Source organism: Vibrio sp. 10N.286.48.F5, from assembly GCF_041469785.1.
Taxonomy (GTDB): Bacteria; Pseudomonadota; Gammaproteobacteria; order Enterobacterales; family Vibrionaceae; genus Vibrio; species Vibrio crassostreae_C.
The window spans coordinates 201665-217300 of record NZ_JBFRLG010000022.1 but is presented as its reverse complement, the minus strand read 5'-3'; the positions used below and the strand labels follow the sequence as shown (position 1 = coordinate 217300).

Here is a 15636-nt window from a genome sequence, read left to right as displayed (position 1 = left end):
TTACTTAGTTAGTGCTTGATTAAGCCACTGATCAAATTGACCTTTTGGCAGTGCACCGTTAATCGTATCAACACGTTGACCGTTCTTGAACACCATCACCGTTGGGATGCTTCTGATTTGATACATAGCCGCCAGTTGCTGTTGAGCTTCGGTATCAATTTTAACAAATCGAACATCGCCAGCGCGCTCTTTAGCGACATCGCTGAACACAGGTGCGAAACCTACACATGGGTTGCACCATGTCGCCCAAAAATCGACAACGACAGGCTGTGAACTGTTCAAAATTGATTGGAAATTCAGTGACGTACCTTCGATTGGTGCACCGTCTAGAAGTGCGTTTTTGCACTTACCACAAGTAGGGCTTTCTGAAATTCTTTCTGAAGGAACTCGGTTTACGCCACCGCAAGAAGGGCAACGTGTGTTGAATGTAGACATAACTTTCTCTTTTTATTGCGTCTCCGTGCCTAACGCGATTTACGAATCATGTACGGAACGCTTATACTGTTTAAAACAAGAATAAGATACTCAAATAAAAACAAACAATAAACAGGTAAATGATGACAAAATTTTACGCTGAAATTACGGGCTGGGGAAAGTGTCTGCCACCAGCCGTGCTATCCAATGATGATTTAAGCACTTTCATTGATACGTCTGACGAGTGGATTCGTACTCGAACTGGTATCGAAAATCGTCGTATCAGTCATGTAAATACCTCTGAGCTAGCGACCGTTGCTGCTCAACATGCAATGGCGTGTGCTGGTTTAACAGCCGAAGATATCGATCTTGTGATCGTAGCGACGTGCAGTCCAGACTCTCTTATTCCAAATACCGCGTCTAAAGTTCAACAGAACTTAGGCATCAAGAGCGCAGCAGCTTTTGACCTTAATGCAGCGTGTACAGGCTTTATCTACGGTGTTGAAACAGCAACTCGATTGATTCAAGCGGGCAACTACCGCAATGCGATCGTTGTGGGTGCAGAGCGTCTTTCATTCTTCATCGACTGGACCAAGCGTGATACTGCGGTTCTATTCGGTGATGGCGCTGGCGCTGTGGTTTTATCGCGTACTGAAGAACAAGTGGGTTTACAAGAAGCTCAAATCGGTTGTGACGCAGAGGGCCGTGACATTCTAGCAGTACCAAAATTCGGTACGTCTATGGACCGCTTTGCTGCTGATAACGGTTACTGGGATTTTGATTTCGTTGGTAAAGAGATCTTCAAGCGTGCAGTGAAAGGAATGGGCGCTGCAGCACATACAGTATTGAGTCGCACTGGCATCTCAACTGAAAACATCGATGTTGTGATCCCGCACCAAGCGAACATCCGAATTATTCAAACTCTGTGTGATATGGCGGGCATTGAACGTGAGAAAGCGTTTGTGAACATTCAAAACTATGGCAACACGTCGGCTGCGACTGTGCCAATTGCATTGTGTGAATCGTTAGAGCAAGGCTTTGTTAAACCGAACTCAAACATCCTTGTGGCGGCATTCGGTGCCGGTTTAACTTGGGGGGCAGGCCATATTAAGTGGGGTAGCCGTGTTGATCCGTTAGGTCAATCGGACGCTAAGCTTCCAGAAGCAGATAGCTCGGCATTAGAACTTCTAGAGAAAGCCATTTTACACTGTAAAACGCGTCCTAATTCTGAGAATGAGTAGCAGCATGGCGCAAGTTCGTTTTATGACAGAAGCCGACCTCGATGGAGCGGCTTTAGTTCACCAAGCTACTTTTGTTCGACAGCAAAACTCAAAAAATTGGTTACAATGTAACTTAAATGCTGCGCCACGCTTTCTTAACTTTGTTGCTGAAAGCGATGGCGAGTTTGTCGGCTACATTATTTGGGTTCAAAAGAGTGGGTTTAGGCCTGAAGCTGTTTTGGAGCTAGAACAACTTGCTGTGTTACCGAGTGCTCAGGGGCAAGGATTGGGCAAAAAGCTGATTCTAGACTCTTTGCCTCAAGTGAAGCAGAAGCTATCAGAGCAGGGCTCGACACTAAAACATGTATTAGTGACCACCAGAGCAGATAACTTTGCACAAAAGCTCTATCAGTCGACATTGGGCGCTCAAGTCGAAACCACGATTTCAAACTTTTACTCAGCCGATGAAGTGCTTATGATAGCTCGCAATGTAGGTGAACGAATCTGATCGCTGAGTTCTTAGAACCATTATTATCAGCGGCATAACTCGATTAACGTTTTATTAGGGGCTTCTGTGGCCCTTTTGTTATTTCTTAGGAAGTATTTTGAAGAAAGTTTTAGCAATTGGCTACGTTTGGCCAGAACCGAATTCATCGGCGGCTGGCAGCCATATGATGTCTCTTTTACGTCTATTTAAGAGACAAGGTTGGTCAGTTGAATTTGCAACACCCGCTCAAGAAACCGAGCACATGATTGATCTCTCTGAAGAGGGCATCACAAGCCAATCTATACAGTTAAATTGCGATAGCTTTGACGATTACATTGAAGAGCTGCAGCCCGATGTTGTGATGTTTGACCGTTTTATGATGGAAGAGCAATTCGGCTGGCGCGTCGAGAAGGTATGTCCCAATGCCTTTAAGCTACTGGATACTGAAGATTTACAATTCCTACGCAATGCTCGACATGAAGCTGTTAAGAAAGAGACAGAGTTAACGAAAGAGCACCTGTACAGTGACTTGGCGAAACGTGAAATCGCTGCAATCCTGCGCTGTGATCTTTCGTTGATCATCTCAAGTTACGAGATGGAATTGCTCCAATCTGAGTTCAATATCGATCCAAAACTATTACATCACCTGCCGTTCATGGTTGATCTCAACACGTTGCCTGAAAGTACGAAAAGCTTTGAAGAACGTAAGCATTTCATGACGATAGGTAATTTTAGACATGCGCCTAACTGGGATGCAGTGCTTCAGTTACAGAAGATTTGGCCGAAGATTCGTAAGCAGTTGCCTGATAGTGAACTTCATATTTACGGATCTTATCCGCCGCCGAAAGCAACCGCTTTGCATAATCCAAAAACCGGTTTCCATATCAAAGGTTGGGCTAAAGATGCTCAAGAAGTGATGGAAGATGCACGTGTTTGTGTTGCGCCATTACGTTTTGGCGCTGGCATTAAAGGCAAGTTACTTGATGCGATGAAGCTGCAAACTCCGAATGTAACCAGCGAGATCGGCAGTGAAGGCATGGTACCGCAAGGTGAACTGCAATGGCCGGGTGCAGTGTCAGATGATATTGATGAGTTTGTTGAACAAGCTGTCGCTCTTTATAAAGATGAAAAGAAATGGCTTAAAGCTCAAAGCCAATGTCATTCAATTCTTGAAGCGCACTATGAACAGAATCAACTGGGCGACAAATTGATCGAGCGACTGACTGCGCTAGGTTCTGAGCTTGATGCGCATCGACTGAATAATTTCTTTGGTTCAATGCTTAAGCACCATAGTATGGCGAGCACTAAGTACATGTCGCAATGGATTGCTGAGAAGAACAAGGTCAAATAGCTGTTCTTTACCAAAGACAGAATAAATCTTAAGCCCTTAGGTTAACACCTAGGGGCTTTTTTCATGCAGGCCGCTTGTTAATTCCAAACTTACAAAACGACACATACTCGCAGTACATTAGCATTGACTAATTTATATTTATTAGTAAACTCTAATTTATAGGTTGTTATGAGTTTATGATGTTTGTGGATAGGAGAGGTTTGTGCTTAGTTTGATTCCTTGGGATGCTTTTTTCGGCGGCATGTTGTTAGGCGTGTCGGCCATTGTTTTAATGTTGGGGATTGGTCGAGTTGCTGGCATTAGTGGCATTGTCAGCCGATTATTGCCAACTGGCACCAGCAACAAAGAACGTAAAGATGCGGATACAGCAAACACCGAAAAACACTGGCGTATCGCCTTTGTTGTGGGAATGGTCGCAAGTGGTTGGCTATTAATTCCGACGGGCTACCAACTTCCGCAGTTAGAAGAGATGAATCTCGCTTTAGTGATTATTGCTGGCCTTCTGGTGGGCTTTGGTACTAAAACAGCGAACGGTTGTACTAGCGGGCATGGCATTGTCGGAATGGCGCGTTTATCTAAACGTTCTATTGTTGCGACCTGTGTATTTATGGGTGTGGCAATCGTAACCGTGTTTATCAAGAATCTGACTGGCTTGGGGGCATAATGAAAAACGCTTCATTTACTATCGTTATCGGTTTGGTCGCAGGTATTCTTTTTGGCTCTGGCATGATCATCTCAGGGATGGTTGATCCTGAGAAGGTACTCGGCTTCTTAGACATTACCGGTAACTGGGACATTAGTTTGGCATTCGTCATGGGTGGCGCGCTATTGGTCTTTGCACCGTTTTATCATCTGGTCATTAAAAAGCGCGCTAAAGCCATCAATGGCGAGCCGTTAGATAGCCGTAACAATCCGTTGATAGACAGAAAGCTGATTCTTGGATCTACAGCGTTTGGCTTAGGCTGGGGGATTGTAGGCTTTTGCCCAGGCCCTGCGGTAACCAGCCTAAGTGGCGGCAACCCGACGGTGTGGGTGTTTATGATAAGCATGCTGGTGGGAATGTGGCTGGCGGATCGTATGAACAAAACGTGTTAGTAGCAAGCTTATAGCTGATTACATTGGCTTTGACGTTATCCGTTCTGAGCTGACCAAGCATAGAGGTTGACTCGCTTTCAGCACGAAAGTCAGTCAGCCTCTTTCTATATTTACTGTTTCTATTAGTTTCAGCTATCTACAATCTGCTGTTATCTAAAATCTACTATTTAATAGTCGTTGAAACTGGACAGTGGTCGCTGAGTTTGTAGTCCAGAACATCTTGTGTTTCAAATACCTTCTGCTTTGCAGGAGAAGCATTTAGCGACTCACTCACCACAATATGATCAATAACAGAGCGGAACTGATGTGTGCGATAATTGTTGCGGTTAGAGCGTACCTTACAATCTGCACGGGTCTTTCGTGTCGCTAACTGCGCATCAGTATATTGTGATAACTCTTTCCACATCCAATCTCGTGAGTAAGCGAGGTTATGGTTAAAGTCGCCAAGAATGGCGTAGTCTTCGTTATTGCGCTCTCTTTGCTTTATCCACTTGTTCAGTTGCTGACCTTGCTCTTTTAAACGAGAGCAATCGCGGTTGGACTTATACGCTCCGCTACAACCTGCCTTTAAATGCACAGACAACATGTGAATGGGTTTAAAGTTTGTTTCTACAACGATATAGCTGGCAAACCTAAGTTTACTGTTGGATGTGGTTTCAAGCGGAAAGTCAGCGTAGTCGGTGAGGGCTACTCCTTTACGAACTGCAAATCCCGTGTATTGGTTCACTTCTTTAAATTGGCGGTTGCTGTTCTTAGATAGCGCCCGGTCAGACATCAATATCTTGTATTGATCACCAGCCACACGCTGAATGGCATTTACGTTATCGACTTCTTGAAACGCAACCACGTCTGCGTCTAAGGATTGAAAATAAGTTGCGAGTTTGTCGAAATCAGCTTGATCACGTTTGTCAGAAAACTTATTCACAGCCTCGTTGGTTGATAACCATTCGATATTCCAACTGGATATGGTCAAAGGTTCAGCAAATGTCTGGCTACTGAGTAAGCAGCCTAACATTATCCAGTTTTGAAGTCGTTTCATGCCAAATATCCCTAATTTTGTCTGCCAATATTGATGAGCCGTTATCCTACAACACTTACCAAAAATTCAACTCTTTTTAGGAGTTTTTTTATTGTTACATTGTTTCTTTTCGACTTGAGAACTAGCGTAATAATATTGAATTGATCTTAGTCAGCGTTCTCTTTTTATTGATCCAAATCAATACTCAAAGTTGGTGGTTCTCGTTAAATACGCCACAATATCTAGTGTTAGTTAAACGATAAATCGCTCTATATAGTGTGTTTGTGGATAAGTCTGTGAATACCTCAAGAGTAAGGAGAAGTGGTGAAATCAATCGTAATCAAGCGTGATGGCTCAAGAGCTCCATTCAGTAGAGATCGCATCCAAGCTGCAGTGGAAGCAGCATCAGACAAAGCCGATAAGGAAATTGCTATTTATGCACTGAATGTGGCATTAGCAGTTGAGTTGAAGCTCGAAGACTACGATGAAGTTCATATCTCTGAAATTCAAACCATGGTCGAGAACGAGCTAATGCAGGGACCATACAAGTCTCTGGCTCGTGCCTACATTGAATATCGTCATGACCGCGACATCGCCCGTGAGAAGCAAAGCGCTTTAACGCGTGAGATCGAAGGTTTGATCGAAGAAAGCAACGTTGATCTAATCAATGAAAACGCGAACAAAGATGGCAAAGTAATCCCAACTCAGCGTGACCTGCTGGCGGGTATCGTGGCTAAACACTATGCGAAAACTCACATTTTGCCACGTGATATCGTACATGCTCACGAATGTGGTGATATTCACTACCACGATCTAGACTACGCACCGTTCTTCCCAATGTTTAACTGCATGCTTATCGATCTGAAAGGCATGTTAACGCATGGCTTCAAGATGGGTAACGCGGAAATCGACACACCTAAGTCTATTTCTACGGCGACAGCGGTAACCGCGCAGATCATCGCGCAAGTGGCGAGTCACATCTACGGCGGCACAACGATTAACCGCATCGATGAGGTTCTTGAACCTTACGTTATGGCGAGCTACGAGAAGCACTTATCGCTAGCGAAAGAGTGGGACATTCATAGCCCAGAAGCTTTTGCTATCTCTCGCACAGAGAAAGAGTGTTACGACGCGTTCCAATCTCTGGAGTACGAAGTAAACACGCTGCACACCGCTAATGGACAAACACCATTCGTGACGTTTGGTTTTGGTTTAGGTGAAAGCTGGGGCTCGAAATTGATTCAGCAATCAATCTTGAAAAACCGCATTGCAGGTTTGGGTAAGAACCGTAAAACAGCCGTGTTCCCTAAACTGGTATTTGCGATCAAAGATGGTTTGAACCACCAGAAGCAAGATCCAAACTACGACATCAAGCAATTAGCGCTAGAGTGTGCGTCTAAGCGTATGTACCCAGACATTCTTAACTACGACAAAGTAGTAGAAGTGACAGGGTCATTTAAAACTCCTATGGGTTGTCGTAGCTTCTTGAATACTTACGAAGAAAATGGTGAGTTGATTCACGAAGGCCGTAACAACTTAGGTGTTGTTAGCTTGAACTTGCCACGTATTGCGATTAACGCAAAACAAGATATGGCTCAGTTCTACGAACTGCTTGATGATAAACTCAAGCTGGCTCGTCGTGCATTAGAAACTCGTATTTCTCGTCTAGAAAACGTGAAAGCGCGTGTTGCTCCAATCCTATACATGGAAGGTGCGTGTGGCGTTCGCTTGAAAGCAGACGACTCTATTGCAGACATCTTCAAGAACGGCCGTGCGTCTGTTTCTCTTGGTTACATCGGTATCCACGAAGCAATGACTGCGCTTTACGGCACAGACGTTCACTTGTACGACGACGGCGAAATGCGTGCTAAAGCGCTTGAGCTAGTGGAGTACATGAAGCGTGAAGTAGAATCTTGGACCAAAGAGACAGGTTATGCATTCAGCCTATACGGCACACCAAGTGAAAACCTATGTAGTCGTTTCTGCAGCATCGACACCAAAGAGTTTGGTGTGATTGATGGCGTAACAGACCGTGGTTATTACACCAACAGCTTTCACTTAGACGTGCAGAAGAAAGTGAACCCATACGACAAGATCGATTTTGAGATGCCTTATCCTGAAATCTCTAGTGGTGGTTTCATCTGTTACGGTGAGTTCCCGAACATGCAGAAGAACATCGAAGCACTAGAAAACGTATGGGACTACAGCTACACACGTGTTCCTTACTACGGTACAAATACGCCGATTGATGAGTGCTACGAATGTGGTTACAACGGTGAATTTGACTGTACTAGTAAGGGCTTTACGTGTCCTAAGTGTGGCAACCACGACTCAACCAAAGTATCGGTAACACGCCGTGTTTGTGGTTACCTTGGTAGCCCAGATGCACGACCATTTAACTTCGGTAAGCAAGAAGAAGTTAAACGCCGAGTGAAGCATCTTTAGTAAGCTCTAAGATTATTAGCTAGCTTATTTAGAAGAGCTACGTTTCAAGAAATATGATTGGTATCGGCGTTATGTCGATACCAATTCTTTCGTTTCAGCTTTTACAACACATCTTCTCAAACTATTAAGTAATCACGAGTTTTCAATACTGCCTTATGAATTATCACCAATATCACCCAATCGACGTTGTAAATGGCCCTGGAACACGCTGCACTTTGTTTGTGTCGGGTTGTGTACACCAGTGTCGCGGGTGTTATAACCAATCGACGCAAAGGTTGGACTCCGGGCATTTGTTTACTCAAGAGCTGCAAGACCACATTATCGCTGATCTCAATGATCCACGAATCAAGCGTCGTGGCTTGTCGCTTTCAGGTGGTGATCCTCTTCATCCTGCAAATGTATCTGAAGTGCTTAAGCTTGTTCAGCGTGTAAAAGCAGAATGTGAAGGCAAAGACATCTGGATGTGGACGGGCTACGAGCTCGACGAACTCGACGAAAAGCAGAGGCAAGTACTTGAATATGTTGATACTTTGATTGATGGTCGTTTTGAGCAAGATAAAGCGGATCCAATGTTGGATTGGCGTGGTAGTTCAAACCAAATTATTCATCGGTTCCGACTCTAGTAGACTTTCGTTAGTTAACGTCAACCTACATTAGTGCAAATTAGTAGCCTCAGCTTCTCTGTTGAGGCTTTTTTATTTTATGACGTTCTAAATTTGTAAATTGATTGAATATTGAACTATATGGAATAGGGAATATTAGATTGCACCAGTCTCAACTAGAGTTATCTCCTAAAAATCAAAACTTTGATGAATTTCTGTTTCTTAAATTGTAAATAAAATGATAACTTGGAGGCCATTACTTGAATTTCAAAGGGTTGTGACTTTCATGTTTTCACATCTACCAAAACCAACTTTAGATCCAATTCTATCTCTTTCTGTTGCTTACCGCGGCGATACTCGTACTGATAAAGTCGATTTAGGCATTGGCGTTTACAAAAACGACCAAGGCGAAACTCCGATCATGAAAGCCGTTTCTAAGGCTCAAGATATCGTTGTTGAGACTCAGAAAACCAAAGCTTACGTTGGCCTAGCAGGCTGTGAAGAGTTTAACCAGAGCATGGTTGATCTGCTGCTTAAAGGGACTTCTGCAATGGATCGCGTAGCTGCGATTCAAACACCGGGTGCAAGTGGTGCACTTCGCATGTTGGGTGACTTAATGAAAGTTTCTCAACCAGACACCACGGTTTGGATTTCAAACCCAAGCTACGTTAACCACAAACCTGTGATGGAAGCGGCAGGCTTAAAAGTTCGATATTACAATTACTTCAGTCCTGAAACGAAGCAAGTTGATACTGCAAGAATGTTGGATGATCTTTCAAAAGCGGGTCCATCAGACGTGGTACTACTGCACGGTTGCTGTCATAACCCAACGGGTGCGGATATCAACTTTGAAGCGTGGCAGGAAATCACCAAATTATCTCAGAAGAATGGTTTCTTACCGTTCGTTGATATTGCCTACCAAGGCTTTGGTGATGGCTTAGAAGAAGACGCAAAAGGTCTTCAACACATGGCTAACAACGTCGAAGAGATGTTGATTACGACATCTTGCTCGAAGAACTTCGGTTTATACCGTGAAAGAACGGGTGCCGCTATCGTGATTGGCAAAAACAGCGAACACGTTGGCAATGCTAAAGGTAAGCTTCTAACGCTTGCTCGTTCAACTTACACAATGCCGCCAGATCATGGTGCAGCTTTGGTGAAAACAATTCTTCAGAATCAAGAGCTAACCTCGATTTGGGAGCAAGAATTGAGTGAAATGCAGCAACGTTTGTTAAATCTGCGCCAAAGTTTATGTGATGAATTGCGAAATACTTATAACACGTCACAATTTGACTTCATTGAAAGCCATAAAGGCATGTTTAGTGTACTAGGCTTTAAAGAAACTCAAATGAATCAATTACGTGAAGAATATGGAGTCTATGGTGTTGGTGATGGACGCATCAATATCGCAGGCCTTTCCGAATCTCATATTCCTTATGTAGCAAAAGCGATAGCAAACGTTTCAAAATAGAAGGTGACTGAATGTATAATTGGAAAGCGATTGTAGTTTTAATGCTAAGTGGTGGCCTGTTTGCTTGTTCGGCTACAACTCAAGCTCCTGTTGAGCCAGAGCAAAAGCCTCAAATCGAACAACCTGTTGTGGATGACTCTTCAAAAACTGACGCAACAGAAGGCGAGAAAGTAACGGAACCTACTGAGAAGCCTGAAGAAGTAAAACCAACTGAGCCGGAAGTAAAACCTGCACCTGTTGAAAAACCAGTAGAGAAGGTTAGAAAAACAAGTGACGGCAAACTGATTCTTGGTGAAGAAGAGTGGGTGTTTGTTCCTGGTTTAAAAGAAGCGTTTAAAGCACGTGTCGATACCGGTGCAACAACCTCTTCAATCAGTGCAGTTGATATTGTTGATTTTGAACGTGACGGCAAAGACTGGGTTAAGTTCAAGATTGAACACGACGGAATTACAACTGAAGAGATCAGCTTACCAGTAGAACGCTGGGTTAAGATCAAGCAATCAAGCGCAGAAGGCACACAACGACGCGCTGTGGTTGTAGCTTCGATTCAAATTGGCGATCTAAAAGACAAAACTGAATTTACGCTAGCCGACCGAACGCATCTTTCTTTCCCACTTCTGTTGGGTAGAAGCTTCTTTAGAGATGTTGCGGTTGTCGACGTGAGCAAAAAATACGTTCAGAAGAAAATTACTAAATAACAAGTTCTGCTCGTCATCAAAGCTTTTCGTTTGAAGAGCTATAGTTTCAAAGGTGACGAGCTTAAAAGACTTTTAGTGTTGATAAATGAAATCCCTACCAGTTCTGCTGGTGGGGATTTTTTTATTTACACCCCATAACGTATGAAAAGCATCTAAATGGTCTATGTTTACTATTCGTTTACTGTTTAGCCTCGACAACGTGATCGAGATCTCTATATAATCCGCGCTTCGATTTTTGTTTAATCCATACTTTCGTACTTCTTATTTAGGTTCTTGAAATAGCCTAATAATTATCTGTCAGTACACGCTTAGGAATTAGTTCTTTGATATCTACCGCGAACATCACAATGCAATTTGGCGCAGAGCCGCTGTTTGAAAACATCTCTGCTAAATTTGGTAACGGCAACCGTTATGGTTTGATCGGCGCTAATGGTTGCGGCAAATCAACGTTCATGAAAATCCTAAGTGGCGCATTAACGCCAAGCTCGGGCAACGTTTCTATCACTCCAGGAGAAAAACTGGGTGTGCTAAGCCAAGATCAGTTCGCTTTCGAACAGTACAGCGTTATCGACGTTGTGATCATGGGCGACAGAAAACTTTGGGAAGTAAAACAAGAACGTGACCGCATTTACTCTTTGCCAGAAATGAGCGAAGACGACGGCATGAAAGTCGCAGAACTTGAAAGTGAATTCGCGGAAATGGATGGCTACACAGCAGAAAGCCGTGCTGGCGACATCCTAATTCAAGCGGGTATTGAAGAAGAGTTCCATTTCGGCTTGATGCAGCAAGTAGCTCCAGGTTGGAAACTGCGTGTGCTATTGGCACAAGCTCTGTTTGCAAACCCAGATATCCTGCTTCTTGATGAACCAACCAACAACTTGGACATTCACACGATCAACTGGCTTGCTGAAGAGCTAAACCAGCGTAAATGTACAATGATCATCATTTCGCACGATAGACACTTCCTGAACTCTGTGTGTACACACATGGCAGACATCGACTACGGTGAGCTACGTGTCTACCCTGGTAACTACGAGTACTTCCTAGAAGCATCTGGCTTGATTCGTGAACAGCTTTTAGCAAGCAACGCTAAGAAAGCGGCTGAAATCAGCGAGCTTCAAGATTTCGTAAACCGTTTTGGTGCTAACGCATCTAAAGCAAAACAAGCAAGCTCTCGTGCCAAGAAAATGGATAAGATCACGCTTGATGAAGTGAAATCATCGAGCCGTATGAGCCCATCTATTGATTTTGGCGAAGGTAAGAAACTACACCGTCAAGCGCTTGAACTTCAAGACCTTGGTCACGGCTTCGATGGCGAAACATTGTTTGCCGGTGGTAACTTGCTGCTTGAAGCGGGTACTCGTCTTGCGGTTATCGGTGAGAACGGTGTAGGTAAAACCACGCTGCTACGTTGCCTAGTTCAAGAGCTAGAGCAAAAAGAAGGTATCGTAAAATGGTCTGAAAACGCATCTGTAGGCTACTGCCCACAAGATAGTACGTCTGACTTTGATAACGACCTGAGCATCTTCGATTGGATCTCACAATGGCGCACAGTGAAGCACGATGACCTTATGGTACGTGGCATTCTAGGTCGCCTATTGTTTACTGCTGACGATGCGAACAAAAAAGCGCGTAACTGTTCTGGTGGTGAGAAGAACCGTCTGTTATTCGGCAAGCTAATGATGCAAGACATCAACGTGCTTGTAATGGACGAACCAACCAACCACATGGACATGGAAGCAATCCAAGCCCTGAACGACGCGTTGAAGGTTTACACTGGCACGCTTATCTTCGTAAGCCATGACCGAGAGTTCGTTTCTTCATTAGCAACACACATCATCGATGTAAAAGATCAACAGCTAGTGAGCTTCCAAGGTACTTATGAAGAGTACTTAGATCACCAGAAAAAGATGCTGATGGTTAGCTTATAAAGCAAGTCGTTGGCTCAGGTCGTGAACGACTAAAAGCCAGCGAAACTAACAAACAAAAAAGCCCCGAACATTAATATGTTCGGGGCTTTTCTATGTATACGTTTAGCTATTTATTACTCAGTAATTGAAATCTAGATTAGAATCCGAATCGAGCCGACATTAAGATTTGGTGGCCATATGTGCCGTTATTGCGCATATCAAGACCAACAGACAGTTGATCAGTTGAATGGAAACGAGCACCGATACCCAAAATTGAACGAGTGTCATCGTTGTCGATCAGTTGACCAAGGCGTGCGTTAACTTCAACGTTTGCCATTAACCAAGCTCTCAAGCCAAGGTTAATTTCTGTTTTGATATGGTTATCGTCATTACGTTCAATGTTGTGCAGTAACATTTGGCCAGTAACGTCAGCAAATTGACTGATTGGGCCGTTGAATCCCATACCTACCGCTGCATCCCAATCACTTTCAAATTCTGAATCGATCCGAGCAACAAAGTGAGAGTTTTGAGTGAACATTGTTGTGACTTCACCACCGAAAGTACTTGGGCTAGTACCCATGCGCAGCTCGAATGTGTTGTAGTTAAAGTTGTTTGCAGACGCAGAGAATGAACACAGTGCAGCGAGTCCTAAAAGGACAGTCTTATTCGTGCAACTTAGCATGGTGACTCCATATAAATTGTATTTTGCGGCAGTATAATACAAAAAAGCCTGCAATATGCAGGCCAATTATTTGAAGTCGGTATTTTTATATTAATCGCTTATAGAACCTGGATGTGGTCCACTTCGATTTCAGGTGTCTTACCACCTTCATATTCACCGAAGATACGAACTTTTGTATCAGCGGTCAGTGGTTGTGCTAGGCGGATATCATCATCAAGTTCGATTTGAATTTCACTCTGGCCATCAGAGAAGACAAACGTGTCATTCTTAAGTTGACGAACGATCTTGCCATCCACAATTGCTTCTTGCTCTGCGAACATGCTTGTGTCGGCAAGTAGTGTCGCAACAGAAACGGTTTCAATTGGGCCAGTATAAGCAATAGCGCTTTCGTGCTTGCTGTTGACATTATTATTGCTGTTGTGGTCACTAGCCATTGCGAAAGTAGGAGCAAGGATAATAGTAGATGCGATAGCTAATACAGTTTTTTTCATGGTGAATCCCTTAATGTTGTTTTTAGTAGAAACGTTTTTCTGAATTTGAAACGTTTCTTTTCGTTAGTACGTTTTTTGTTGAAGCGCCTGTTATCGTTCACAAGCTTCGTTTCGATGGAGCTATTAAACAACACTGGGGTTGAATCCAGAGTGAGTAACACATTCATTTTCCATTCATTTTATTGAGCATCTACTCGGCAATGACGTTAAGATGGTCGCAGAGAAATATTGCCCACAGCTATAAATTGAAAATTAAGAAATTAAGGATTTAAGTACAAATGCGAGCACCATTAAGTGCCCTTATGGTTCAAGGGACAACGTCAGATGCCGGAAAAAGTGTTTTGGTGGCAGGTTTATGCCGTGTTTTGGCAAGGAAAGGAATCAAAGTGGCACCTTTTAAGCCACAAAATATGGCGTTGAACAGTGCTGTGACAAAAGATGGTGGCGAAATTGGCCGTGCTCAAGCGGTTCAGGCGCAAGCTTGTAATATAGAGCCAACCGTTCACATGAACCCTGTATTGCTAAAGCCCAACTCAGATACCGGCGCGCAAGTGATTTTGCAAGGCCGAGCGCTGAGCAACATGGAAGCGACGGGTTATCATGATTACAAGAAAGTGGCGATGGATACAGTTATCGATTCGTTTGACCGACTTTCTGAAGAATATGAAAGCGTGATGATTGAAGGTGCGGGGAGCCCAGCCGAAATCAATCTTCGTGAAAATGATATCGCTAACATGGGATTTGCTGAGAAAGCGGACATCCCTGTGCTCATCGTTGCTGATATTGACCGTGGTGGCGTTTTTGCGCATCTCTACGGGACATTAGCTCTATTGTCTGAATCTGAACAAGCTCGTGTAAAAGGCTTTGTGATAAATCGTTTTAGAGGCGATATCGCACTGCTTCAATCTGGCCTAGATTGGCTAGAGGAAAAAACCGGCAAGCCAGTCATTGGTGTTTTGCCATATCTGCATGGTTTTAACTTAGAAGCGGAAGATGCCATTACCTCTGCTCAAGAGTCTGACGGAGAAGCTAAGCTTAAGGTGGCGGTGCCAGTGCTAACCCGAATCAGCAACCATACAGACTTTGACGCGTTAAGATTGAATCCTTCGATTGATTTACGTTATGTCGGTAAAGGCGAACGTGTAAACAATGCTGATTTAATTATCTTGCCGGGTACAAAGTCGGTAAGAGCAGATTTGGATTACCTAAAAGAACAAGGCTGGGATAAAGATATTCAACGCCACCTGCGCTTAGGCGGCAAAGTGATGGGTATCTGCGGTGGCTACCAAATGTTAGGTAACATCATCCACGATCCTGATGGCGTTGAAGGGGAACCCGGCAGCAGCGAAGGGTTAGGGTATCTGGATACTGAAACGACCCTTACACAGCAGAAAACCTTAACCAACGTACGCGGCACCATGACGCTGGATGGCAAAACAGCACAAGTAAAAGGGTATGAAATCCACGTAGGTAGGACTGATGTCAAAGAAACAGCCTTACCGGTTCAGTTAGAATCTGGCAGCCTAGATGGCGCTGTGAATCAAGATAACTCGATTTTTGGTACTTACTTGCATGGCGTATTCGACAACAGTGATGCGTTGTCGCTTATTTGCGAATGGGCAGGAGCCAACGATGTGACCGCGATTGACCACGAACAGCTTAAAGAGCTGGGTATTAATCGAATCGCTGATGCCATCGAAGAGTACTTAAATCTTGATCTGCTTTGGCCAGAGTTAACAGCTTAAGCCGCCA

The 15636-nt window shown here is 43.9% G+C and carries 15 protein-coding genes; 11 read left to right on the top strand and 4 right to left on the bottom strand.

Features of this window, described 5'->3' with window-relative positions; all coding sequences use genetic code 11:
• Positions 1-435, bottom strand: coding sequence for a thioredoxin TrxC (gene trxC / locus AB4185_RS14230; protein ID WP_017060125.1), 435 nt, complete (start codon positions 433-435; stop codon positions 1-3).
• Positions 436-557: 122 nt separating this feature from the next.
• On the opposite strand from trxC, the gene AB4185_RS14225 reads away from it, so the two are divergent.
• From AB4185_RS14225 to AB4185_RS14205, 5 genes are all read left to right on the top strand, one after another.
• On the top strand, positions 558-1655 hold the full coding sequence (locus AB4185_RS14225) for a ketoacyl-ACP synthase III (protein WP_017067864.1): 1098 nt from the start codon (positions 558-560) through the stop codon (positions 1653-1655).
• A gap of 22 nt (positions 1656-1677) precedes the next feature.
• Complete coding sequence (locus AB4185_RS14220; protein ID WP_372135590.1) at positions 1678-2142, top strand: GNAT family N-acetyltransferase; 465 nt, start codon at positions 1678-1680, stop codon at positions 2140-2142.
• Between the two features lie 97 nt (positions 2143-2239).
• Positions 2240-3472: a glycosyltransferase gene (locus AB4185_RS14215; protein ID WP_372135580.1), complete on the top strand. Its 1233-nt coding sequence runs from the start codon at positions 2240-2242 to the stop codon at positions 3470-3472.
• 202 nt (positions 3473-3674) lie between these two features.
• Positions 3675-4136, top strand: coding sequence for a YeeE/YedE family protein (locus AB4185_RS14210; protein ID WP_010429747.1), 462 nt, complete (start codon positions 3675-3677; stop codon positions 4134-4136).
• On the top strand, positions 4136-4567 hold the full coding sequence (locus AB4185_RS14205; RefSeq protein WP_372135579.1) for a DUF6691 family protein: 432 nt from the start codon (positions 4136-4138) through the stop codon (positions 4565-4567). The genes AB4185_RS14210 and AB4185_RS14205 overlap by 1 nt, the downstream gene beginning before the upstream one ends.
• Positions 4568-4730: 163 nt before the next feature.
• Here AB4185_RS14205 and AB4185_RS14200 read toward each other — a convergent pair whose 3' ends face one another.
• The gene (locus AB4185_RS14200; protein ID WP_102333616.1) at positions 4731-5606 is read right to left on the bottom strand and encodes an endonuclease/exonuclease/phosphatase family protein; all 876 of its coding nucleotides are present in this window, start codon (positions 5604-5606) and stop codon (positions 4731-4733) included.
• A 303-nt stretch (positions 5607-5909) separates the two neighbouring features.
• On the opposite strand from AB4185_RS14200, the gene nrdD reads away from it, so the two are divergent.
• The 5 genes from nrdD (at position 5910) to AB4185_RS14175 (ending at position 12732) form a co-directional block, all read left to right on the top strand.
• Positions 5910-8030 carry an anaerobic ribonucleoside-triphosphate reductase gene (gene nrdD, locus AB4185_RS14195; RefSeq protein ID WP_372110297.1) on the top strand — a complete coding sequence of 707 codons (2121 nt, stop codon included), beginning with the start codon at positions 5910-5912 and terminating at the stop codon, positions 8028-8030.
• Positions 8031-8185: 155 nt separating this feature from the next.
• Complete coding sequence (gene nrdG / locus AB4185_RS14190; RefSeq protein ID WP_017064571.1) at positions 8186-8653, top strand: anaerobic ribonucleoside-triphosphate reductase-activating protein; 468 nt, start codon at positions 8186-8188, stop codon at positions 8651-8653.
• Between the two features lie 265 nt (positions 8654-8918).
• Positions 8919-10103 (top strand): amino acid aminotransferase, encoded by a 1185-nt coding sequence (locus AB4185_RS14185; RefSeq protein ID WP_372135578.1) that lies wholly within the window; start codon positions 8919-8921, stop codon positions 10101-10103.
• 11 nt (positions 10104-10114) lie between these two features.
• The gene (locus tag AB4185_RS14180; protein WP_017069095.1) at positions 10115-10801 is read left to right on the top strand and encodes an ATP-dependent zinc protease; all 687 of its coding nucleotides are present in this window, start codon (positions 10115-10117) and stop codon (positions 10799-10801) included.
• A gap of 323 nt (positions 10802-11124) precedes the next feature.
• A complete protein-coding gene (locus tag AB4185_RS14175) occupies positions 11125-12732 on the top strand; it encodes an ABC-F family ATPase (protein ID WP_372135577.1) in 1608 nt (535 codons plus the stop codon).
• Positions 12733-12868: 136 nt separating this feature from the next.
• Here the strand turns inward: AB4185_RS14175 and AB4185_RS14170 are convergent, their stop codons facing one another.
• Entirely contained in the window at positions 12869-13393 is a 525-nt protein-coding gene (locus AB4185_RS14170) for a hypothetical protein (protein ID WP_017069094.1), read from the bottom strand.
• Between the two features lie 98 nt (positions 13394-13491).
• A complete protein-coding gene (locus AB4185_RS14165; protein ID WP_017064574.1) occupies positions 13492-13884 on the bottom strand; it encodes a YgiW/YdeI family stress tolerance OB fold protein in 393 nt (130 codons plus the stop codon).
• Positions 13885-14162: 278 nt separating this feature from the next.
• Between AB4185_RS14165 and AB4185_RS14160 the strand changes: the two genes are divergently transcribed.
• Entirely contained in the window at positions 14163-15629 is a 1467-nt protein-coding gene (locus AB4185_RS14160) for a cobyric acid synthase (protein WP_171733216.1), read from the top strand.
• The last annotated feature ends 7 nt before the right edge of the window (positions 15630-15636 follow it).